This is a genomic window from Nonomuraea dietziae (assembly GCF_014195505.1).
Taxonomy (GTDB): Bacteria; Actinomycetota; Actinomycetes; order Streptosporangiales; family Streptosporangiaceae; genus Nonomuraea; species Nonomuraea roseola.
The window spans coordinates 6,314,125-6,335,458 of the sequence record NZ_JACIBV010000001.1 but is presented as its reverse complement, the minus strand read 5'-3'; the positions used below and the strand labels follow the sequence as shown (position 1 = coordinate 6,335,458).

Annotated in this window: 19 protein-coding genes; 5 read left to right on the top strand and 14 right to left on the bottom strand. The window is 69.2% G+C overall.

The annotated features are described in order from the left end of the window. Positions 1-345 precede the first annotated feature (345 nt). Positions 346-651, bottom strand: a complete 306-nt coding sequence (locus FHR33_RS50705) for a hypothetical protein (protein WP_246452212.1) — start codon at positions 649-651, stop codon at positions 346-348. Between the two features lie 45 nt (positions 652-696). On the opposite strand from FHR33_RS50705, the gene FHR33_RS30365 reads away from it, so the two are divergent. Further along, positions 697-1,812 (top strand): hypothetical protein, encoded by a 1,116-nt coding sequence (locus tag FHR33_RS30365; RefSeq protein WP_246452200.1) that lies wholly within the window; start codon positions 697-699, stop codon positions 1,810-1,812. Between the two features lie 230 nt (positions 1,813-2,042). Here the strand turns inward: FHR33_RS30365 and FHR33_RS53425 are convergent, their stop codons facing one another. After that, on the bottom strand, positions 2,043-2,438 hold the full coding sequence (locus FHR33_RS53425) for a GIY-YIG nuclease family protein (protein WP_350655238.1): 396 nt from the start codon (positions 2,436-2,438) through the stop codon (positions 2,043-2,045). Positions 2,439-2,545: 107 nt separating this feature from the next. Further along, the gene (locus FHR33_RS30360; protein WP_312895783.1) at positions 2,546-4,429 is read right to left on the bottom strand and encodes a DNA/RNA helicase domain-containing protein; all 1,884 of its coding nucleotides are present in this window, start codon (positions 4,427-4,429) and stop codon (positions 2,546-2,548) included. A gap of 234 nt (positions 4,430-4,663) precedes the next feature. Here FHR33_RS30360 and FHR33_RS30355 point away from each other — a divergent pair, with 234 nt between their 5' ends. Then, on the top strand, positions 4,664-5,623 hold the full coding sequence (locus FHR33_RS30355) for a TAXI family TRAP transporter solute-binding subunit (RefSeq protein ID WP_183654886.1): 960 nt from the start codon (positions 4,664-4,666) through the stop codon (positions 5,621-5,623). 600 nt (positions 5,624-6,223) lie between these two features. Here FHR33_RS30355 and FHR33_RS30350 read toward each other — a convergent pair. After that, positions 6,224-7,795 (bottom strand): sensor histidine kinase, encoded by a 1,572-nt coding sequence (locus FHR33_RS30350; RefSeq protein WP_183654883.1) that lies wholly within the window; start codon positions 7,793-7,795, stop codon positions 6,224-6,226. 87 nt (positions 7,796-7,882) lie between these two features. After that, positions 7,883-8,566, bottom strand: a complete 684-nt coding sequence (locus FHR33_RS30345; protein WP_183654881.1) for a response regulator transcription factor — start codon at positions 8,564-8,566, stop codon at positions 7,883-7,885. Positions 8,567-8,711: 145 nt separating this feature from the next. Between FHR33_RS30345 and FHR33_RS30340 the strand changes: the two genes are divergently transcribed. From FHR33_RS30340 to FHR33_RS30330, 3 genes are read left to right on the top strand one after another with little or no spacing between them, the layout of a single operon-like run. After that, positions 8,712-9,749 (top strand): tripartite tricarboxylate transporter substrate-binding protein, encoded by a 1,038-nt coding sequence (locus FHR33_RS30340; RefSeq protein WP_183654877.1) that lies wholly within the window; start codon positions 8,712-8,714, stop codon positions 9,747-9,749. A 19-nt stretch (positions 9,750-9,768) separates the two neighbouring features. Continuing rightward, positions 9,769-10,212, top strand: a complete 444-nt coding sequence (locus FHR33_RS30335; protein ID WP_221241307.1) for a tripartite tricarboxylate transporter TctB family protein — start codon at positions 9,769-9,771, stop codon at positions 10,210-10,212. Between the two features lie 20 nt (positions 10,213-10,232). After that, a complete protein-coding gene (locus FHR33_RS30330) occupies positions 10,233-11,738 on the top strand; it encodes a tripartite tricarboxylate transporter permease (RefSeq protein ID WP_183654872.1) in 1,506 nt (501 codons plus the stop codon). Between the two features lie 3 nt (positions 11,739-11,741). On the opposite strand, the gene FHR33_RS30325 is transcribed toward FHR33_RS30330, so the two are convergent. The 9 genes from FHR33_RS30325 to FHR33_RS30285 form a co-directional block, all read right to left on the bottom strand. Next, on the bottom strand, positions 11,742-12,218 hold the full coding sequence (locus tag FHR33_RS30325) for an SRPBCC family protein (RefSeq protein ID WP_183654870.1): 477 nt from the start codon (positions 12,216-12,218) through the stop codon (positions 11,742-11,744). Next, positions 12,215-12,808 (bottom strand): TIGR03086 family metal-binding protein, encoded by a 594-nt coding sequence (locus FHR33_RS30320; protein WP_183654867.1) that lies wholly within the window; start codon positions 12,806-12,808, stop codon positions 12,215-12,217. The genes FHR33_RS30325 and FHR33_RS30320 overlap by 4 nt, the downstream gene beginning before the upstream one ends. After that, complete coding sequence (locus FHR33_RS30315; protein ID WP_183654864.1) at positions 12,801-13,142, bottom strand: ArsR/SmtB family transcription factor; 342 nt, start codon at positions 13,140-13,142, stop codon at positions 12,801-12,803. Before FHR33_RS30315 ends, FHR33_RS30320 begins: the two co-directional genes overlap by 8 nt. 32 nt (positions 13,143-13,174) lie before the next feature. Continuing rightward, a complete protein-coding gene (locus tag FHR33_RS30310; RefSeq protein ID WP_183654861.1) occupies positions 13,175-14,263 on the bottom strand; it encodes a hypothetical protein in 1,089 nt (362 codons plus the stop codon). Positions 14,264-14,476: 213 nt separating this feature from the next. Next, positions 14,477-15,253, bottom strand: a complete 777-nt coding sequence (locus FHR33_RS30305) for a MauE/DoxX family redox-associated membrane protein (protein WP_183654858.1) — start codon at positions 15,251-15,253, stop codon at positions 14,477-14,479. A gap of 9 nt (positions 15,254-15,262) precedes the next feature. Further along, positions 15,263-15,859 (bottom strand): cell wall protein, encoded by a 597-nt coding sequence (locus tag FHR33_RS30300; protein ID WP_183654856.1) that lies wholly within the window; start codon positions 15,857-15,859, stop codon positions 15,263-15,265. Positions 15,860-15,869: 10 nt separating this feature from the next. Further along, positions 15,870-16,322: an RlpA-like double-psi beta-barrel domain-containing protein gene (locus tag FHR33_RS30295; RefSeq protein ID WP_183654853.1), complete on the bottom strand. Its 453-nt coding sequence runs from the start codon at positions 16,320-16,322 to the stop codon at positions 15,870-15,872. A 110-nt stretch (positions 16,323-16,432) separates the two neighbouring features. Further along, on the bottom strand, positions 16,433-17,659 hold the full coding sequence (locus FHR33_RS30290; protein ID WP_183654850.1) for a hypothetical protein: 1,227 nt from the start codon (positions 17,657-17,659) through the stop codon (positions 16,433-16,435). Positions 17,660-17,666: 7 nt separating this feature from the next. Further along, entirely contained in the window at positions 17,667-21,275 is a 3,609-nt protein-coding gene (locus FHR33_RS30285; RefSeq protein ID WP_221241306.1) for an outer membrane protein assembly factor BamB family protein, read from the bottom strand. Positions 21,276-21,334: the final 59 nt, after the last annotated feature.

The window sequence follows — 21,334 nt, the reverse complement described above, 5'->3', positions numbered from 1 at the left end:
GATGTCGTGGACCCCTCATCGCCGGTTCTTCCCATGTCAACGCGGCGGTGGAGTGCGGTCGGCATGGTGATCGTGTAACGGCGGCTAGGAGGGACGTCGGCCAAGTACTTCTTCGTTACCCCAGCAAACTTGACTGCTCAGTCCGATGACGTCGATCTCTACGTCCGATTGGCTGGTGTAGAACGTCCTGCTTCAGGGGGTCGTCCCGACACCCGCAGACCGAGGTCATGATGATGTGCAGCTGGTCGCAGTGGACACGGTGACTGGCTTCACCCGTCCCCGCCGCGGTGAACCCAATCGGACCGACGGAGGATGCGTTCCATTCAGGGTTCCCATGCGATATTTTCAGCGCAAGTGCGAGGTGATGTTCGCGTGCAGGAAGATACCCGAAGAGTCCAGACTGCCGTTCTTGGCGGACCGGTCTCCTACGACCCGATCCTTATGCCCCTCGACCGAACTGAAGCTCTCCAGTTCCGCGTACACCATGATCGCATGGGCAATACGTTTTGGTGCGGAACGCACCTGGGCGGCTGCGGCAAGCAATTGATGGACCGGATCGGCCAGGTCAAGGTCCCGCATTTCGCGCATCACGCTGACCGAGCCACTCACGCGTGCCGACGGGCCAACCTTGGCGTTGACTCTGCCGATCACCTTTATATCCATCAGGAGCTGTCGAAGTGGCTCAAGAGCCGCGGCATGAATCCCGCCGAAACCCCTGTCATCGAGAGCGACTTCGCCTCAGGCGGAGGCTGCACGGCACTAATCGTCGCCCCGCCCAGACAGCTTCCTCTGGTCGCCGTCCAACTCGTCGGTGACGAGTACAGCTGGTCGGACCGGGACAGGCAGCTCCGCGTCGAAGGGCGAGCCGTGCAGTGGATCTTCGGCATGAAGTCCCGTGCGTCGTATGCCGCGCTCGATCGAGACGGGTATGCCTTACGCATTCGCTGCGAGACCCAAGCAGGCACTCGAAGGATCTTCGTCGCAGCCCAATTCCCGGGGCAGCCGGTCGAATGGGAGGCCATCTCCGGTTGGCGGCTGACGCGATCCGGAATCTCCACCGCTGACATTGATCGTGTTCGCCGTTCTCACACATGCTCAGTTGGCGCCCGTCAATTGAGTGATGGAGACGAGCGCACAGCTGTCGGTTTCCCTCTCGATGTGTCCGGACTTCTGATCACTCCGAAGGAAACAAAGACGCGTCCCTGGCTAGGTGATGGCGAGAGGGACGGTCAGTCGCTCATGGCCGAGGTGCGGACGTCTGCTGGAACCGTCATCAGTGATGCCGTTGTCGTACTTCCGGGCGCCTACGCGGAGCTGGCTGTCGACCAGCAGTATCAAATTCTGGGGCCGGCCTCGGTACGAGCTGATGTAGATCCCGAGCGGCTAACACCTCAATGGATCATTGATTCCGGTGGGCTGGCACTCGCTCCAGCGATACAAAGCCCGCTGCTCACTCCCCAAGTTGACACCTATCCACGGGTGTCCGCGAAGCAACCTGCGATCAAAGATGATCAAGAAGAGACCGCTCCACCGGAGATGCGACAGGCGCTTACGACCTTTGCCTCCGATGATCAGCCGACCGCTCAACTCGACCGCCGAGAGGAGATGCGCATCCGCGAATCCGCCGCAAAAGTGATCACGGCGCTTGGGCAAGCACGCAGCGTCCGTAACCGGAACAGAGGACGTGAGCTTCTCAACCAGCTCGGAAACCTACTAAAGTCGGCTCCCTCGGACAAATTCCACTACGAACTGCGCCAGTATGCCGAGTACAGCGCGTGGCTGGCTCCCACCCGCAAGGGCGGCGGGATGTAGCTGGGGCGCCGGAGATAGCCCAGGCCCTTACCTCGCTGTCTGTTCCACCCCTGACCACCCTTGCGACGAGCCAACGCCATTCCCGCCACCCCTTGCGCGCCTAACCGGGTCCGGTGTTTGCCACCGGATAGCGTCCTCACCTCGCTGCGGGACATCCACGGGATGATTTTCCCACTCCTGCAGCGCTGCCAGGCGTTCTCGCAGCTCACAGTGTCCAAACCTCCTAGGGATCACCGCTCTCCTAAAGCGGGTGCCGCAGGTTCAGCATCCACTCCGTGAGGCCCTTCGTCGCCGGCCTGGCCGAAAGTCACCCGCTTCCCGCTGCCTACCCGTCGGAGCTCAAGCCCGAGCAGGCAACCGCGGCTGAGCCGCAGAGTTGAGCCTTCAGCGTTGCCGCGGAAGTGATACCGCACCCTGGTCCGGAGATTCTGCCTGCTGGCGCGGGTCGCCATGCGGCGGGGAGCGATCCCCACGTAGAGGAGACGATCAGCGGGCAGGTTCGGATGTGGAGGCTGGGTGAAGTACCACCCATAGATGCCTGCAGTGCTCGGCACCGGGCTTGGGCGGGTGAGGACTTCCGCTGCTGCCCACAACTTGACCGGATTCAGCAGGCCAGCAGTGTCCATCCTTGCCCTCCAGTCTTCTCTGTGCAGGAGGGCTAGAGCCCGTCACCGACAAAGCGGATGAAGGTGCTGCAGCGGGTACTGGGCAGGTTCGTACTCTGCCCGGTCGCTCATATTTGCGCTTCCAGCAGTCCCGAGAGGAACTCTTGCGTCGCCGGATCGACCGAGTACACGGCGGTGCCCATCATGCCGCGGGTCAGCAGCACCTTGTAGGTGTTGCGGATCAACCGGTCCGCCTGTTCGTCACTAACTCCCCTCCGCATCAGCGCCGGGTCCTTGCTGGCGCTGCGAACAGTGACCAGCCTGCCGTCGCGATAGACGAGGTCCGGGCCGAAGATCACGCCGTTCCAGTCGTACTCGAAGCCCTGCGCGGTGTAGACGCATCCCACCTGCTCGAAGCCACCGGGTGCCGAGGCCCACAAGGCGCTAGCCGGCGCGTTCCCCACGGCCCTGTCGCCCTTGACGTTCCACGGTCGCGCCCAGTCACCGATTCGGACGTCTGCGACCAGGCTGTCATCCTCGTTCGGACTGCTCCAGGGCCAGCAGAACCCGGCTGTCATCCGTGCTGAATACCCCGCCTGAAGCCGGGCTCGCAGCATGGCCTCCAACTCGTATGGAGATTCGGTAAGGGATACAACGAAGTGGTCGTCCCCCTTCCAAACCTCTGGTGAGTCGCCGTCCAAGCCCAGCAGACGCAGCACCCACTCCTCGTACTTCCGGCTCCCGCCGCAGCGGAACTGTGCGTCCAGATCGACCTGATGTACGGCGAGTCCGAAGGATTCGGCGTAGGTGGTGATGTCCGCGACGCGGCCCATCTCGCCCGGTCGTACCACTTGATGCTCATCCAGCAGGAAGACCGGCACTCTCGCTGCGTTGATCAGCTCATCCAACTGCGGCCGGCCCGTTCGCTGGTCCGACCTGGTGAACCTGTTGGCCGAGGTCTCGCGAATGCGGTGGGCTTCGTCACAGATCAGGACATCCAGTTCGTTGGGCTTGGCGGTCATGAAGTTGTTGAAGTACTTGAACATCGCCTTCATCCGGGTCGACCCCTTGGCGACGACACGCCTCATCGTCTCGGTGAAGGAGCGTGATCCGGTGGCATGTAGGGCCGAGTATCCACGGTCGGAGAGTTCGCCGAGCAGGGAGAGCGCGATGACGCTCTTCCCGGAGCCAGGACCGCCGGTGATGATCACTACCTGCTTCGAATTGCTCGCTCGAGCCTTTTCAACCGCGTGAAGGACCATCTCGTAGGCCAGCCGCTGTTCGGCCAGCAGGACGAACTGGTCGCGGTTCTTGATCTCACCCGCAGCGACCTTGAGCAGTTGCTTGGACGGCCGGATGGAACTGGACAGCAGGCGATCGGCCGCGGCAGCCCCGGGCTCAGGCGCGAACTGCGCCTTGAGGTAGTCGACGAACTGACCGCGGCGGGTCTTGCTGAAGAGCCGGGTGCGTTCGTCCTCGACGTGGTCATAGAGATCGTGGATGTCCGGGTCGCTGGCGTTGTGCAGGTAAGCCACACCACGCACCGCGTTCCGATGCTGCTCCAGGGCTCCGACGAAGTCAGCCAGGTATTCGCAGTAGCTCCGCACCTGCACGACTGGGTGAAGCTTAGGGCGCGGGCCCATGCCGGACACCAGGACGAGCTCAGCGTCGTCCTCGTACAACTCGGCCTGGCTCCACTGCTTGAGCTCGACGATCAGGTAGGAGTCGGCTCCCGTGCGCCGGTCCCGTCCGGCGAGGATGACGTCCGCCCGCTTGCTGGTTAACGGCAGTTGGTACTCGATGAGCATCTCGACGCCACCGAGCCCGGCTTCGACCAGGTCTCGGGCCAAGATCGGGATGCTGCGGTCCCAGGATCTACGCTCGCCCTTGCCCGGATTGATGCCTTGGGTGGCGCGCAGGTTCTCCGCGATCACATCACTGAGGATGCGTTCGGGCACCGACTCGGACACCAACTGGACCAGGCTTTCCGCCGAGTGCCGGAAAACGGCCACGGATGTACCCCCAGGCAGCACGAAAGACTCGTGCGGTGTGGGGGCGTGTCCGCTGGCGCAGCGGAAGCCCGTCGGGCCGCATCACCGATACGTCAGAGATTACCTGGATCTTGCCTCGCTCCACTCCCCGAAGAGCCAACGCCGTTGATCTTTCGAGGGCTGCGCGCAGGGTGGCGCGGATGCGGGGCGCTGATGGCATCGGCGAGCGACGGCCGTCATCCGTATCATCTCGGCATGGTGGTGAACCTGGGGTTACGGCTCAGTCGGCGGGCGGTGCTGCTGGCCGCTGGAGGGCTGTTGGTCGGTTGTTCGCGGCAGTCCGAGGTCGACCCAGTCCGCCTGCGGCTGGCTACCGGGCCGGAGGGGGCGGTGTATCGGCGGATCGGTGGTTCGCTGGCCGCGCACATCTCCGAGCAGGTGCCGGGTGCCGCGGTGATCACTGTGCCGAGCCGGGCGTCCGCCGACAACATCCGGATGCTGCGGGCCGGTGAGGTGCACATGGGGCTCACCAGTTTGGATGCGCTGATCACGGCGGACGGCAGCGCGCCCGAGGGACTTTCGGCGATATGCCGGCTCTACGACAGTCATCTGCATCTCGTGGTCATGGCTGATTCGGCGATCGACTCGTTCCGGGATCTCAAGGGCAAGCGCATATCCCTTGGTGCTCGGGACTCGGGCACAGAGTTCACGTCGCTGCGGGTCTTGGGGCTCGGCCTGGTGGACGTCGACAGTCGGTACCTCAGCCAGGCCGAATCGGCGGCGGCACTGCGCGACGGGAAGATCGACGCGATGTTCTCGCTGACCGGCGTCCCTACACCCGCCATCACGGAGTTGGCGCAGCGGCACCCGATCCGTCTGATCCCGTTGGACGAGCAGGCGGGCGCGCTCTTCACGGCGTTTCCTGGTCCCTACGCTCCGGCCATGATTCCCACGACCGCCTACGTCGGCGTCCCGGCCACGCGTACCGTTGCTGTGCCCAATGTGCTTCTTGTGCGCAACGACTTGCCCGATGAGCTGGTCCGTGCCATCACCGACACGATCTTCACGCACGCCGGCACGATAACCTCCGCCAGCCGTGACGACGCCGAAGCCGTTCCCGAGGCGTGGCAGATCAACGTGCGTACCGGGATCTCCACCGCGTCGATCCCGCTCCACCCGGGCGCGGCCGCCTGGTTCCGCGACCGCAAGCGCTGATCCGAGCCCTGAAACATGAGCCCTGGATCCAAGCGCTGAGCCGGGCGCTGATCCGCGCCGCCGCCTGATTCCGCGACCGCAAGCGCTGGCCCGGGCCCTGTACTCAAGCGCTGACCCGGGCGCCGCGGCCTGACTTTCCCGACCGCAAGCGCTGACCGCGCCCTGGAGCCGGGCGCTGACCCAAGCCCTGAACCAAGCCCTGGATCCAAGCGCTGACCCGGGCGCCGCCGCCTGATTTCGCGACCGCGAGCGCTCGCCTGGGCGCTGAGCCAGGCGCTGACCCGAGCCCTGTGCCCGAGCGCTGACGCGGACGCCGCCGCCTGACCCCGAGGACCACAAGCGCTTACCCGCGCCCTGGGCGCGGGCGCTGAGCCAGGCGCTGGCCCAAGCCCTGAACCCGGGCGCTGATCCGAGCTTTGGACATGAGCCCTGGACCCAAGCGCTGCCGCCTGACCCTCCCGACCGCAAGCGCCGACCGCGCCCTGGAGCCGGGCGCTGAGCCAGGCGCTGACCGAGGCGCTGACCGAGGCGCCGATCCAGGTGCTGATCGATCCAGGCATCGGCCCGAGAGAGCGATAGACAGGCACCGGAGGCCGGTCCTCACATCGACGACGATGCCGCCCGTGGAACGACCGGTAACGTGACCACCGCGGCGAAGCCGTGCCCGGACCCGTCCGGACGTGGTAGGCCGTCCTCCAGGCGCAGTTCGCCCCCGGCCGCCCCGACCAGATCCGCGCAGATCGCCAGTCCCAGGCCGGTCCCTGACACGTTCTGGTGCCGCGGCGACCGCCAGAACCGCTGGATCGCCTGGGCCCGCTCGGACGCGTCCATCCCCTGACCGTCGTCACGGACAGCGATCGCGACCACGCCTCCGGCCGCGGAGGCGTCGCCGCGTCCGGCACCCGCGCCACCGCCATGTCCTACGCAAACACCACCGACGTGCCCGGCCTCCGCACCACCGCCGTGTCCGGCGCAAACACCACCGACGTGTCCGACACCCGCGCCACCGCCATGTCTTGCGCAAACACCATCGCCGTGTCCCGCACCCGCGCCACCTCCGTGTCCTACGCGAACACCATCGCGGTGTCCGCCACCTGCTCCACCCGGGACGACTCGGGCGGTCACCTCCACCACCTGCGCGTCCGACAGTCGTAGCGCGTTGCTGATCAGTTCGTCCAGAATGCTGCCCAATCCGCCCGACGGCTCCAGCAGCCGCAGTCCCGGCGGCACGTCGACCCTCAGTGTCAGCCCGGCCGTCGCCGTCAACGCCCGCCACCGGTCCACCCGGGTCGCCAGCACCGCGTCGAGATCCACCGGCGACGTCGTCCTTATGCTCTCCATCCGCGCGCTGGCCTGCAGCGAGTTCAGCATCCGCTGCATCGCCTTGAGCTCGTCGACGGCGACGTCGTATACCTGCCGCCCGTCGCCGGCCGCGCGCAGATGCGGTTCCAGACTCTCCACCGCCAGCCGGAGGCTGGTCAGCGGGTTGCGCAATTGGTGCGACGCGTCGGACACGAACGCCCGCTGCCGCTGCACGGCGTTCTCGACCGCATCCATCATGGTGTTGAACGACTCCGCCAGTCGCCGTAGTTCGACAGGGCCTGCCTCGGCGTCCGCCCGGGTGGTGAGGTCGCCCTGTGAGATCCGCGAGCTCGCGGCGTCCAGCTCCCGCACCGGCCGCAGCACCCATGCCGACACCGGCCAGGCGACGGCCACCAGCGCGATCAGCGGCAGCAGTCCGAGCCCGGCGAGCCTGGCCCATCGCACCAGGATGCGACAGCGCGTCTTCGACAGGTCGGAGATCGTCACGACGGCGCCGACGACCTCGCTGTCCCGGCCCACCGGCTCGGCGACCACGAGTGCGGAGTCGTCCCACGGCGCCCATTCCCCTGACGGTTCGGACCTCGCCCCGGCCAGCGCCGCGGTCACGATCCGGGGCAGCGCCGGCTCGGCGCGCGCCGCCTCCTGGTACGCGCCGGCTGGTCCGAGCAGCACCGTTCCCGATGTGTCGATCACCGCGGCCGGGATGCCGTACAGCTCGCGGTAGCGCGCCAGCTCCTGGTGGAGCGCCTCGGTTCGCCCGGTGGACAGCGCGGTCTCGGCCAGCGACGCGAACCGGCCGACGTCGTTGAGCCGGTCGACGTAGGTCTCCTGCATCTCCCGCTCGGCCACGGTGACGCTGAGCGGCACCCCGAGCGCAGCGACGAGCAGCACCGCGAGGGGCACCAGGACGGCGAGCAGGCGACGGTGCACGGCGGGTCAGCCGATCGGCTCCGGCCGGTCGGCCAGGAGCCGATAGCCGACCCCGTGGATCGTGCGGATGAGCACGGCAGGCCCGAGCTTGTGCCGTAACGCCGCGATGTGGGTGTCCAGGGTGCGGCTAGAGGACTCCCAGGTCGCGCCCCAGATCTGGTCGAGGATGACGTCGCGGCTCACCACGTTCGGCGCCCGCCGGGCCAGCAGCAGGAGCAGCTCGAACTCCTTGCGGGTCAGCGCCACGGGCGCGCCGTCGACGGCGACTTCGCGGGTGCCGACGCCGATCCGCATCGGGCCGACGGCGAGCGGCTCGTCCGGGTGGCTCAGGGCGCGGGCCACCCGGGTGCGCCGCAGGACGGCGTCGATCCTGGCCAGCAACTCCGGGATGCCGAACGGCTTCACGATGTAGTCGTCGGCGCCGGCGCGCAGGCCGCGGACCCGTTCGTGCTCCTCCGACCGTGCCGTCACGGCGATGACGGCGGTCTCCGGGCGGTCACGCAGCTTGCGGATCACGTCGAGCCCGTCGCCGTCGGGCAGACCCAGGTCGACGAGGACCACGTCGGACGGGGCGGCGCGCACGGCCTCCGCGGCCGTGGCGATGCGGTGGACCTCGAAGCCCGCCTGCGCCAGGACGGTCACCAGACCCCGCGCCACGCGGTCGTCATCCTCGATGATGGTGATCCGCATACCGGCGGATTGTACGGCCCGGCTCCACGCTCGCGGCAGTCCTTCAGTTCTTGGGATTACTCTGACACTATCCGCGTCCCTTCCGTCCGAGACTGAGATCGAGCACTCACCGACGCAGCGCATGCGCTGACGAGGAGGCCGCGATATGAGAACGACCAGCAGGTACCGGGCCGCCGCGCGGATGGTCGCCGCGATCGGCGTCGTCTCGCTCCTCGCCGCCTGTTCCGGCAACGGAGGCACCACCGGCACAGGCGCCACCGGCGGAAGCGAAGCCGGAGGCTACCCGGACCAGAACATCACGATCGTCGTGCCGTTCAGCGCGGGCGGCCCGACGGACACCGTCACCCGAATGATCGCCGAGCCGATGGCCGCCAAGCTGGGCGGCAAGATCGTCGTCCAGAACGTCGAGGGAGCCGGCGGCACGGTCGGCGCAGGCGAGGTCGCGCGGGCCAAGCCCGACGGCTACACCGTGCTCATGCACCACATCGGCATGTCGACGGCGCCCGCCCTGTACAAGAACCTGGGCTACAAGCCGCTCGAGAGTTTCCAGACGGTCGGGCTCGTCACCGAGGTGCCGATGACGGTCGTCGCCCGCAAGGACTTCGCGCCCGCGACGCTCCAGGACCTGGTGACCCATGTGAAGGCGAACGCCGACAAGGTCACGCTGGCCAACGCCGGCATCGGCGCCGCGTCCCACCTGTGCGGCCTGCTGTTCCAGACCGCCACCGGTGTCAAGCTCCAGGAGGTTCCGTACGAGGGCACCGGCCCCGCGCTGACCGACCTCGTCGGCGGCCAGGTCGACTTCATGTGCGACCAGACGACCAACACCAGCGGCCAGATCTCCGCGGGTGAGGTCAAGGCGTACGCGGTCACCACGCCGGAGCGGGTGAAGAGCCTGCCCGACGTGCCCACCACGACCGAGGCAGGGCTGCCCAAGCTCCAGGTCAGCGTGTGGCACGGTCTCTACGTCCCGACCGGCACGCCGCAGGACGTCGTCCAGAAGCTGTCCGAGGCGCTGAAGGTCGCACTGGCCGACCAGAAGGTCATCGACCAGATGGCCAAGCTCGGCACCGCCCCGGTCCCGGCCGAGGACGCGACCCCGCAGGCGCACCGGACCAAGCTCGAAGAGCAGCTCGGCACCTGGGCGAAGGTCATCACCGACGCCGGCGTCAAGGTCTCCTGAGGTGGAGCGCCGCCGGTCCTTGCCTGACGTCCTCGCCGGGGCGATCTTCGTCCTGATCGGTGGCGCGTTCGTGGTGGGGTCGCTCGGCTACGAGCTGGGCACCCCACTGCGGATGGGCCCCGGCGCCTTCCCGCTGCTGGTCGGCGCGATCGTGGCCGTGCTGGGCCTGGCGATCGTCGTCAAGGGACTCATCGCCGGCGAGGTGGTCGCGTTCGGCCCGATCCCCTGGCGCGCGGTCGTCTTCGTCGTGCTCGCGCTCCTGTTCTTCGGATTCACCGTCCGGGGCCTCGGATTCGTGCCGACGTCGGCGGTGACCGCCCTGCTCACCACGCTGGCCAGCTCGCGCGTACGGCCTCTCATGGCAGTGGCCGTGACCGCGGGGCTGACCGTGGCGAGCACGCTCATCTTCGTCGTCGGACTACAGCTGCGGATCCCTCTCTGGGGCCCGTGGCTGGGGTTCTGACGCGGCATCCGGATTGAGGCATGGAACTTCTCGACAACCTCGCGCTGGGCTTCTCCACCGCCCTCCTGGTCCAGAACGTCCTCTACTGCTTCGTGGGAGTGCTGCTCGGTACGGCGGTCGGCGTGCTGCCCGGCATCGGGCCGACGGCGACGGTGGCGATGCTGCTGCCGATCACGTTCAGCTTCGAGCCGGTGACGGCGCTGATCATGCTGGCCGGCATCTATTACGGCGCACAGTACGGCGGCTCGACGACCGCCATCCTGATCAACCTGCCCGGTGAGTCGTCGGCGGCGGTCACCGCGCTGGACGGGCACGAGATGGCCCGGCATGGCCGGGCCGGCGCCGCGCTGGCGACCGCCGCGGTCGGATCCTTCATCGCCGGTACGGTGGCCACCGTCGTCCTGGCCGTCGCGGCCCCACCGCTGGCCCGCGTCGCGTTGAAGTTCGGCCCTGCCGAATACTTCTCGCTGGTACTGCTCGGCCTGATCGTGTCGATCGCGCTGGCGCGTGGCTCGGCGCTCAAGGCGCTGGCGATGATCGCGCTCGGCGTCCTGCTCGGCACGGTCGGCCAGGACATCTACACCGGCACGCCCCGGTTCGTGTTCGACCAGCGCGAGCTGTACGGCGGCATCGACTTCGTCTCGGTCGCCGTCGGCATGTTCGGGGTGGCCGAAATCCTGCGCAACCTGGAGAACGAGCAGACCCGCACGGCGATCGTCAGCAAGGTCAAGAACCTCTGGCCGACCCGCGAGGACCGGCGTCGGATCGTCGGCCCGATCCTGCGGGGCACCGGTCTCGGCGCCGCCCTCGGCGTCCTGCCCGGCGGTGGCCACGTGCTGGCCTCGTTCACCTCGTACGCCGTGGAGAAGCGGATCTCGAAGCGGCCGCAGGAGTTCGGACGCGGCGCTATCGAGGGCGTCGCGGGCCCCGAGTCGGCGAACAACGCCGCCGCGCAGACGTCGTTCATCCCGCTGCTCACCCTGGGCCTGCCCGCCCACCCGGTCATGGCGCTGATGGTCGGCGCGTTCATCGTCCACGGCATCACCCCAGGCCCGAACGTCATCACCGACGAACCGGCGCTGTTCTGGGGCCTGATCGCGTCGATGTGGATCGGCAACGTGCTGCTCGTCCTGCTGAACCTGCCGCTGATCGGCGTCTGGGTGCGCATGCTGCGCATCCCGTACCAGGTGCTGTTCCCGATGATCATTCTGTTCGCGGCGATCGGCACGTACTCCCTGGGGTTCAACGCGTACGACGTCTACGCGATCGTGTTCTTCGGGCTCCTGGGCTACGTCCTGATCAAGTGCGGCTGCGAACCGGCGCCCCTGCTGCTCGGCTTCGTCCTCGGGCCCCTGCTCGAGGAGAACATGCGGCGGGCGCTCATCATCTCCCGCGGCGACCCCTCGGTCTTCCTGACCCGGCCGATCTCCGCGGTGCTCCTGGCACTGGCCGTAGCGGCGCTCGTCGCCGCCGCCCTCCCGACGATTCGCAGGCGCCGCGAGGTCATGTTCACGGAGGAGGACTAGGACTCAGGGAAGGGTCAGGAGGAGCTCGTCGAGCCGTTCGTACCCCTCGCGGACGCCGCGCTCCATGGGGGATGCGATCACCAGGTCACGCGCCTGCTTCGAGGCGAACAGGTGCGTCGTGGTGAGGGTCGTCGTGCCGTTCTTCTCGGTGAAGTCGTGGCTGACCAACGCCTCGCCCGGAAACCAGTGGTCGTCGAAGGACTCGGTGTAGGACAGCAGGGAGGGTGGGACGATGTCGCGGTAGACGCCGCCCGAGGCCATGACCGCTCCGTCGGGCCCATGCCAGACGAACCGCCAGGCGCCGCCCACCCGCAGGTCGATCCGCGCTTCGACGATGTCCCAGCCGCGCGCGCCGTACCACCGTCTGATCAGCTCCGGCCTGGTCCAGGCGGCGAAGACCAGGTGACGTGAGGCGTGGAACGACCGGGTCATGACGATGGCGCGGTCCGACGGCGTGGCGACGGTCAGCTCCGCTGTCATGGACGCCACCGCGGATCCCTGCCGATGAAGGCGAGCAGCCTGTCCTGCGGGGAGGCGCCCTCCTCGACCTTCACCTCGGGGCCGAACACCTCGACGTCCGGCCCGAACGCGCCCGGCGTGCGGAACTTCTCCACCAGCTCGGCGGGCAGCGCCTTCATGGCCGCCCAGGCTCGCTCGACGTCTTCGGGGTCGATCGTGTCGTCCTGGCCCGTGGCGCGGGCGAGGTCCCAGCCGTGCATCGGGAGGTCCTCACTGACGACCTGGTCGATGTGCTGCTCGGCGGTCACCCGGCCGGAGGGTGTGTCGCACTCCTGGCCCGCGAGCGCGGGGTCGTCCAGGATCGCCTCCACGTCCGCGCGGGCGGCGCGGAACGCGGCCAGCGGGTCCTCGTCCACCGATGGCGCGGGGCTGAGGGAGCGACCGAGCGGGCGCAGCATGACGGCGTGCATGTCGAGGATGTGCCGCACCACCTGCCTGGCCGTCCACTTCTCACAAGGGGACGGGTTCGCCCACTGGTCCGGGCGCACGGCCACGACCTTGCGCTCGAACGCGTCGGCTCGCCGCCGGTAGCGGTCGGCTGTCTCACTCATGACGGGTGTCCTCTTCCTTGAGCTCGCTCAGAAGCGTGTCGAGGTTGTCGTAGCGGTCCGCCCAGAAGCTCCGGTAACCCTCCAGCCAGTCGGTGGCCTCCTTGAGCGCGGCGGTCTCCAGCCTGCAGGGCCGTCGTTGCCTGTCCCGACCGCGGGAGATGAGCCCGGCGCGCTCCAGGACCTTGAGATGCTTGGAGATCGCCGGCTGCGTCATGTCGAACGGCGCCGCCAGCTCCGTCACCGTGGCCTCGCCGACCTTGAGCCGGGCCAGGATCGCGCGGCGCGTCGGGTCGGCGAGGGCGGCGAAGGTGACGTCAAGGGCATCCACACTCATATAACCGATTGTTAATATAACCGGCTGGTATGTCAATGGGATCGCCACAGGTGCACGGACGTCCGGTCCTCGGAGATCGTGTACCAGGTGCCGCCGCCCGCTGAGCGGGGATGCCCTGAGACGGGGAAGGGGTAGGAGATCTCGCCGCGCAGGGTCATTTCCCGCACGTCGACGAGCCAGTGGCGGACTGTGCCGTACCGGGCGTCGCACACGGAGGTGCCGGCGACGACGGTGTCCTCGTCCACGAAGGCCGCCTCGTGGTCCCAGTAGATCCTGTCGCCGCCGGTGTTCCCCGGGTGTGGCGTCACCGTGCCCTGGGCGTCCAGTTCCCGCAGGACCGTGCCGTCCTGCACCTGGTGCAGGGAGAGGGTCCCCTGCTCGAGGGGGGCGGTCAGAAGGTGGCGGCCGGATGGGCTCACGGCCAGCAGAATGCGCTCGATGTCGAGCTGTTCGGTGGTCAGCCGCTGCCCGTCCCAGCGTCCCCACAGCACGGGCGAGCCTTCCTCGCCCTCGCCGACGCTCAGTCCCATCTGCGCGGGGTCCGGGTGCGGGGTGTGCTCGGAGCTGGAGGCCACGGTCATGGTGTTCGCGTGTCCCAGGACCGTGCCGTTCGTGGCGTCGATGACGAGCCACAGCTCCTGGTCGTCCTCCGTCTCCCCGGTGTCACCCAACGGGCCGCGGACGTGCGCCCAGACGAGCTTGCCGTCGGCGGAGAAGGCGGCTGATCCGTTGTCGGCGGACCAGTGGTCCTCGTCGGCGGCGTATTCGGCGAACGACGTGTGCGTGTGGGGGTCCTCGCCCTCCCAGCAGCCGTGCCGTACCTCCCAGCGCGTCGCCCCGGTCGCCTCCACGCAGCGCAGCGCGTGCACGCCGGCGAACACCGCGGCCTCACCCTCCGGCGAGACGGTCACCGATCCGAAGCGGCGCGGCCACGGGGCAGGGAAGCGCGTCTCCATGAGCCGCCCGCCTGCGGTGGCCACGTCCAGATCGAGGACGACCAGTTCGGTGTCACCGCGCTGGACGAGCAGCGCGCGTCCGGGCCGGTGCAGCACCTGGGGAGCGTCGGCGAACGCAGGGTCCAGCGGTGCGGCGACGGTGGCGACAAGACGGGCGACGGCCACGGAATCCTCCGGCGCGTGGGGCGCGAGCAGGGAGCTTGAACGCGTCCACCATACGGAGGAACACCGACGGCTCCGGGGGCGCGACGTCGGCGGGCCTTCGGGCGGGCGGGTTGAGGGTGCTCTGACAGAGAGCGCCTCACATGAACGACACCTCCGCCGCGCCGGCCTTTGGTCCCGCGGCCTCCAACCCATCCTGCAGGGCCCAGGCGGGGGTCAGGCGGGGGTGGGTTCTTCGACGAGGGCGACGCGGACCGTCCTCGGGTCGTCGCCGGACAGTGGGATCGCGAAGACCGCCGTTCGGTGGCCCGCCGCGTAGCTCGCGAACCGCACGCCGTCCTCGTCCCACACGTCCTGGACGTCCGAGGTGAGCCGCGCGGACGCTGTGCAGTACGCGGGGCTCAGGTAGAGCACGCGCAACGAGGCCTCCAGCGGGACATCCCGCGACGGCCGTACCGCGAGCGGCTTGCGGAGCCGTACGGAAAGGCGGCGCAGAGGGATCAGCCAGTGACGGTCCAGCTCCGGCGACAGCCCGAGCAGGGCGAGGGCTTCGGCCAGGCCCAGCAGCAGGAGCGGGGTGCTCGGGTGGAACGGCCGCGCCGAGATGGCGGTGACGCTCATGGCGAGCAGGAGCCCCGCACGGGCGAAGGCCCGCCAGTTGACGGGCTGGGAGTGGGTGCCCAGGCAGCCGCATGACGAAGTGGGTGCGGCGAGGGAGGAGTAGGCGAGATAGGCGAGGAAACCGGTGGAGAGCGCGGCGGCGGCCGTGCCCTCCCACGGTGAGACCGGCGGCAGGAAGAGCACCGCCGCCACCAGCAGCTCGGCCAGTCCGATGAGGCGGAGCGTGGGGATCGCACGCGCCGTGCCGACCAGCCGGGCCAGGGCGGTCCGCCCGGCTTGCGATCGCATCCGTCGGGTGAACAGTTTCAGTACGGCCGCCCAGATGAGGAAGGCAGCGATCACGTACGGCTGCAGCGCGGCGATCCCTTGCATGTGTCGCTCCTAGTGAGGGGAGAAGACGGTGGCGATGTCGACCTCGTTGGTCCCCGGTCGCCAGGCGCCCAGGATCTGCACGTGCTGGCTCACGCGCAGCGACGACAGGTCCGCCGAGGCGGGCGCGTCGGAGTGCACGGCGACCGACCTGCCGGGCACGACATGGCAGAGGATCTCCTTGCCGTTGTGGTCGAGGTGCAGCTTGTCGCTGGTGATGTTCCTGATGTGGCCCTTGATGTTGACGATGTTGAGCCACACCGACTCGGCGGCGAGCACGCCGTCCGGCATGCGCACGCCCCTGGCGTAGAGGCCGTCACCGGGCTGGGCCTGCTCGAAGCCGACGGGGCCGAGTTTCCACAGGCTCGTGCCGTCGACGACTCGGATGTTGTGGAAGACCATGTTGGAGCCCAGGACGAGCAGCGTGTTGCCCTTGATGGAACGGATCCTGCCCTCGGCGAAGTCGGGGTCGGGGGTTCCTGGCTCGACCTGTGGTGAGGTGGCGCCGAAGGCCGCCTCGGCGCCGAGTGATCCGAGCGCGGTGGCGCCCACGATTCCGGCTCCGCCCGCGAGCACGGCGGACTTGAGCATGTTCCGTCTGCTGGTCATCGCCGTCCCCCTAGGCGGTCGAGATCTCGCACGGTCGCAGGCCGGTGGAGAGACTGGCGATCTTGCTGTACGCCGCGGGCGTCAGGTCGATGAGGCGGTTGCTCGCGCAGGTCGAACCGCAGCAGCTGCGCTCCCCGCAGAACAGGTCGGTCTGCGGGCCGCAGTCGGCGATGGCGGTGACGACGCTGGCGCCGCTGCACAGCGCCGTGGTCTTGTGACGGAAACCGCAGGTCCGCCTCGAGAGCGAGTCTCCGCATCGGTCCGGACGGGTGATCGACCAGCAGGCGTCGGAGGTGTTGGGCCATGCGTGCTGCATGTTCCCCGAGTTGCAGGTGCCGCAGGCTCCTTTGCCGGTGCTGCTGCACGGCCCCCAGGCCGTTCCGCAGCAGAACCAGGACACTTCTCCCAGAACGGGGCCGAGTAAGTCGATGGGCGGCGGGTCAGTGGGCTGGCTGCGCGCCATGCGCGTCCTCCTAGGTGGGCTCTGGCGGTCCCCCGATGAAGGTGCAGCGGTACTGAAACTTTCTGACTTGATCTATGAATAGCATGTAAGAAGTTTTCGTCAATGCCCAATCATGCGCGCAGCAGCTCGGCAACCGCCAGGCCCGTGGTGATCAGGCCGCCCGTCGCCACCATGAGGGCGGCCAGCAGAGGGACTCTGCCGGCCAGGGCGCGCAGGCGGGGCGTGCGGGTCGCCGCTGCCAGCACGTCGTGCCCCCGCAGGACGGCCAGGCCCACCCCCGCCAGGGTGAGCGCCATGCCGAGCCCGAACGCCGCGACCAGAACCAGCGCGGCGAACGCTCTGCCGGTCAGCAGACCCGTCAGCAGCAGCAGGAACGCCGAGGGCGAGGGGAGCAGCCCGCCCGAGATCCCCAGCGTCACCACACCCCTGCGGGTCAAGAGATCATGGCCGTGCCCATGCCCGTGCCCGTGCCCATGCCCGTGCCCATGCCCATGCCCGTGGCCGTGGCCGTGGCCGTGGCTCGCGGAAGGGCGGAGGTGGCGGTGGAGGAGGCCCGCGCCCACCGCGAGCACCGCCAGGGCCGCGGCGAGCTGGAGCCATCGTGTGATCGCCCCGAGGTCGGGCGCGTGCTCCATCGCCGCCCACCACACCACCGCCAGCACCGCCACCGACGCCGTGTGCATCAGGGCGACGATCGCGCCCAGCCGGACCGCGTCCCTGGCGCGGGCCTGTCCGCCCAGGAGGTATCCGGCCGTGAGGGTCTTGCCGTGGCCGGGTGCGCACGCGTGGGCCGCGCCCGCGACCAGGGCGGCGAGCAGCGCCAACGGGAAGAACCTGTCGAGGTCGGCGTGCGCGGACGCCGCGGCGCCGTACAGGCTGATGGTCTGGGTGGGCGCGACGGCGGTGTGGAGGGCGCCCGAGCCCGAGGGCGTGACGGAGACGGTGCGGTAGGCGCGGTCGAGGTCGGTGAGCAGGCTCACGCGCAGCCGCAGCTCGCCGACCTCGCCCGGGCAGCGGAAGCGCAGCACCGCGCCCGTGGTGGCCAGGGCCTGCGCGCTCACCTCGGCCGGCGCGCAGTCCCTTCCTTCCTGCTGGACGCCGACGCCTCTGCTCAGGTAGTCGGCGAGCGAGCCGCCACCGGCGGTGGCGGCTCGCTCGAGGGCGGCCACGTCGTCGGCGGCGGCCGACCAGGTGACCTCCACCGTCGAGCCTTCGGCGCGGACCTTCGCCACGGGCGGCGGGCCGAAGGGGTGTGCCCACCCCGTGCCCGCCGCCCCCAGCAGGACCAGCGCCACCGTGCCCGCGACCGCGAGCACGCGTGCGAGGACCTTGGTCATCTCGAGGTCACCGGGTCGCCAGCGCGTGGATCGAGCCGTCGTCGGTCAGGGCGTACAGCACGTCGCCACTGATCGACAGGGAGGAGGCGACGCCGCCGCCCAGGTCGTGCTGGGCGAGCACCCTGCCGCTCGCGCGCTCCATCGCCACGACCCTGCCGTCCCATGTGCCGGCATAGACCGTGCTCCGGGTGACCAGCGCGTGCATGGCGGGTGAGCCGAGGCCGTTGGCCGTGCACATCGTGCCCGCGCGCCACCTGTCCTCCATCGGGCTCTCCCCCGGCAGGTAGCCCAGCGGCGTCTCCCACACCGGCTTGGCCGGGTCCGGCCCCGCGGTGTCGAAGGCGCGGACCACGCCGTCCTGGCCTGCCACGTAGGCCATGGAGTCCCAGGTGGCGGGGCCGGTGACGGGCGGAGGGCCGTACTCGCAGGTGGCGGAGGTGCCGAGCTTGGCGTGCCAGAGCACCTTGCCACCCGCGCTCACGTCGTGTCCCCGCGTCCCCGTCCAGGTCGAGGTGACCAGGCCCTTGTCGGTGAACGCGGGCGACGACTGCGAGTAGAGATCGCCTCCGGTGTCCACGGTGGACACCTGCCGACAGGTGGTGAGATCCATGGAGATCAGCGACTGGCTCGATCCCGAGTGCAGCCACGCGGTGGTCGAGCCCGGCCGCCTGATCGCCGTGCTGTGGAACTCGCCCCATCCCGCGGGGGCGGAGAAACCGCCGGGCAGCCGTTCACCGGTCGCGGCGTCCCTGCAGCGCACGCCCTCCCACTCGTGGTAGACGGCGACCGCGCGGCCACCTGGGAGGTCGAAGACGCTGACAGGGCCGCCCGCCCGGCCGTAGCGGCGCACGTTGGTGGGGTTGACCTGCTCGGCGTCGATGCTCTCCCACGCCACCTTGCCCGTGGCGGCGTCGAGGGCGTAGACCCTGCCCACGCCGGTGGTCAGGTAGACCCTGCCGCCGTGAACGGTGGGGTGGGACTCGGCGTCGCCGTCGAGATAGGTGCGCCAGATCTCCTTCCCCGTGAGCGCGTCGTAGGCGAGCATCATGCTGTACGGCGAGTCGAACGCCTGCGAGGCGACGATCACTCTGCCGTCGGACACGGCCGCGCCGTTGAGGTGGAACTGCTCGCCGGTGTTGGCCGCCCAGCGCAGGTCGAGCGTCGAACCGGGGTCGTCCGCCGCGGCCGACCTGCCCTGCTCGTCGCCGCCCTGGCGGGTCCACTCCTGGCCGAGCCGCGGCTTCGAGACGCGAGCGTCGGCCAGCACCTGGAAGGCGGCCCGTACCGTGGGGAAGGCCCTGCCCCTGGTGTCGGCGACGACCAGTTCGGCGGTGTAGGCACCGGGGTGCAGGCCGGTGATCCTGCCGCCCGCCCGCGTCCACGACACGTGCGCCTGGGGACAGGTCTCGCCCTTATAGCAGTTGACGATCCCTTCGGGGTTCCGCCGGGCGCCGAACGGCATCGCCTCACGCTGCCAGACGATCCTGCCGTTCTTGAACCTGACCGTGAGCGTCGCTCTCGCGGGGGTACGGCCGTCGTCCTCGGCGTAGATCTCCAGCGGGACACCAGCCTCGGCCCCGTGGACGCTGCCGGGCGCGGGACTGACCAGCGCCACGTCGTCGTTCACGCCGAACTGGCGGTGGGTGCTGACCACGTGTCCCTTGTCCTCGCCGGTGATGCCGGTGAAGTCGAGGATCTTGTAGTCGGGCCTGGCGGCGTCGATGCCGTACATCCCCATGTTGTTGACCTCGACCGAGCGGGCGAAGGCGCCCCTGCGGTACTCGGCCTGCTGGTTGTGGCCCGCGGCGAACATCCGCACGTCGTACTTGGCCAGTTCGTCGACGGTCGGCTGCATGCCGGCGCCAGGCCCCCAGCGGGTGAACAGCGAGCGGTGCGCGAACACGAGCACCTGTTTGCCCACGGCGTGCCTGCGCAGGTCCTCGCGCAACCACTCCAGCTGGGCGTTCAGTCCGCGGGAGTCGTTGTCCTCGAGGACCACCACGTGCCTGCCGTCCCGGTCGAAGCTGTACCACTCGGGGCCGACGTTGCGCCGCCAGTACTCCAGGGTGCCCGCGTAGCCGGTGCTGGTGGGCGTGCCGCCGAGGTCGTGGTTGCCGATCACCGGGTAGAACGGGTGCCCGAGCCTGCCCTGCCGTAGACCTTCGCGCAGCAGGTCGTAGCCGCCCTGCCGGCGCGCGACGTCGGCGTAGTCGGTGACGGTCAGGTCTCCCGTGGAGATGGTCAGGGTGGCGCCGTCCACCTCGGCCATCGCTTCCACCTGCCCCTTCCACCGAGGCAGCGAGCTCCTGTACTCGGCGTCGGTGCGGTTGCCCACCTCGACGTCGGAGATCATCAGCCACTTCTCCTTGGGGTCGGCCGCCGCGGCGCTCCGCACCAGCGCGAAGTCGAGGCCGGTCAGCGGCCCCTGCCCCTGGGGCACCTCGCGGAAGAAGGCGGGGATGTAGTCGTCGCGCAGCACGGGCGTGTACCCGTTCGGCGAGACGACGTTGACCAGGTCGGTCTCCCTTCGCGCGCGATCCGTCCTCAGGGTGTAGGCGCCGTCCGCCCCGGTGGTCGCCCACGCCGCGCCGTCGGTCACCGAGACCCCTTCGAGCCCCTTCTCCCCCTGCTCCCTGACGCCGTCGCCGTCGGTGTCGTCGAACACCGTGCCCTGGACGGTCACCACATCGGCGCCCGTCCCCGACAGGGTGAAGGTGAGGGGAGCGCTCAGCATCTCGTAGCCGTCGTTCAGCATGAAGTAGGCGATCCAGGTGCCCTCGCCGAGCGCGGTCGTGTTCAGCGACACAGTGCCGGACGCCTGGGGGGCGCGGACCCAGACCCTGGACTGGGCCACTCCCGGCTTCTCGCCCGGACCGTAGAGGCCGACCCAGTTCAGCGTTCCAGGACGGTCGGTCTGATAGCTGAAGGAGACCGGCTGCCCTGCCCTGGGGTTGGGCGTGGTGAGCGTGAGGGTCCCGGTGGCGGCGGCCGTACGGGCGCCGGGCTCCGGTGTCACATCGGCCAGCGCCGCCTGCGGCGCCAGGACGGCGACCGTGAGCACGCTCACCACCGCCACCCTCGTACGGCGCCGCGTCACCAGCACCAGCACCGCCAGCAGTCCAAGGCCTCCGAGTGCGAACGGCGCCCACGGGGCCGTCGGCCTCGACGCGCCGGGCGCATGCGCACCGGTCACGTCGAGGACCGGCAGCACGGCGGTGACGTCGGCAGCGGTGCCGTCGAACTCGGCGATCACCTCCGTCAGGCCGGCCTCGCGGAGCAGGGCGCTCAGATCAAGGCTGTCGACCGCGCACGCCCAGGCCAGCTCCACGACCATGCCGTCGGGGACGCCGCCGTCGTCACCTGCCACTCCGTGGGCGCTCACCGGGCAGGGACCGGCCAGCAGGTCGCTCGCCCAGGCCCCCGCCCGCTCCGCGGTCACCACGTCGCGGTGGACGATCAACCGGCCACCGGTCACACCGCCGGAGGTGGTGACGACGAGCTCGCCGTGCTCCCTCGTCAGGTGCGCGGACGCTGGTCCTGCGCACACCACGACCCCTGCCATCACCGCCGCGAGCAGCATCGCGGTGCGCACGATATGCACCAACTGTCTATACATGTACGGCACAGTAGGGCGACGCAAACCCGATCATTCGGTGCGATCGAATGTCTTCACGT

Excerpts from the sequence above, each read along its gene's own strand:
- FHR33_RS30300 (WP_183654856.1), bottom strand. The coding sequence starts at position 15,859 with ATGACCAGCAGACGGAACATGCTCAAGTCCGCCGTGCTCGCGGGCGGA.
- FHR33_RS30285 (WP_221241306.1), bottom strand. The coding sequence starts at position 21,275 with ATGTATAGACAGTTGGTGCATATCGTGCGCACCGCGATGCTGCTCGCG.
- FHR33_RS30290 (WP_183654850.1), bottom strand. The coding sequence starts at position 17,659 with ATGACCAAGGTCCTCGCACGCGTGCTCGCGGTCGCGGGCACGGTGGCG.
- FHR33_RS30295 (WP_183654853.1), bottom strand. The coding sequence starts at position 16,322 with ATGGCGCGCAGCCAGCCCACTGACCCGCCGCCCATCGACTTACTCGGC.
- FHR33_RS30345 (WP_183654881.1), bottom strand. The coding sequence starts at position 8,566 with ATGCGGATCACCATCATCGAGGATGACGACCGCGTGGCGCGGGGTCTG.
- FHR33_RS30365 (WP_246452200.1), top strand. The coding sequence starts at position 697 with ATGAATCCCGCCGAAACCCCTGTCATCGAGAGCGACTTCGCCTCAGGC.
- FHR33_RS30315 (WP_183654864.1), bottom strand. The coding sequence starts at position 13,142 with ATGAGTGTGGATGCCCTTGACGTCACCTTCGCCGCCCTCGCCGACCCG.
- FHR33_RS30320 (WP_183654867.1), bottom strand. The coding sequence starts at position 12,808 with ATGAGTGAGACAGCCGACCGCTACCGGCGGCGAGCCGACGCGTTCGAG.
- FHR33_RS30340 (WP_183654877.1), top strand. The coding sequence starts at position 8,712 with ATGAGAACGACCAGCAGGTACCGGGCCGCCGCGCGGATGGTCGCCGCG.
- FHR33_RS30305 (WP_183654858.1), bottom strand. The coding sequence starts at position 15,253 with ATGCAAGGGATCGCCGCGCTGCAGCCGTACGTGATCGCTGCCTTCCTC.
- FHR33_RS30325 (WP_183654870.1), bottom strand. The coding sequence starts at position 12,218 with ATGACAGCGGAGCTGACCGTCGCCACGCCGTCGGACCGCGCCATCGTC.
- FHR33_RS30355 (WP_183654886.1), top strand. The coding sequence starts at position 4,664 with ATGGTGGTGAACCTGGGGTTACGGCTCAGTCGGCGGGCGGTGCTGCTG.
- FHR33_RS53425 (WP_350655238.1), bottom strand. The coding sequence starts at position 2,438 with ATGGACACTGCTGGCCTGCTGAATCCGGTCAAGTTGTGGGCAGCAGCG.
- FHR33_RS30330 (WP_183654872.1), top strand. The coding sequence starts at position 10,233 with ATGGAACTTCTCGACAACCTCGCGCTGGGCTTCTCCACCGCCCTCCTG.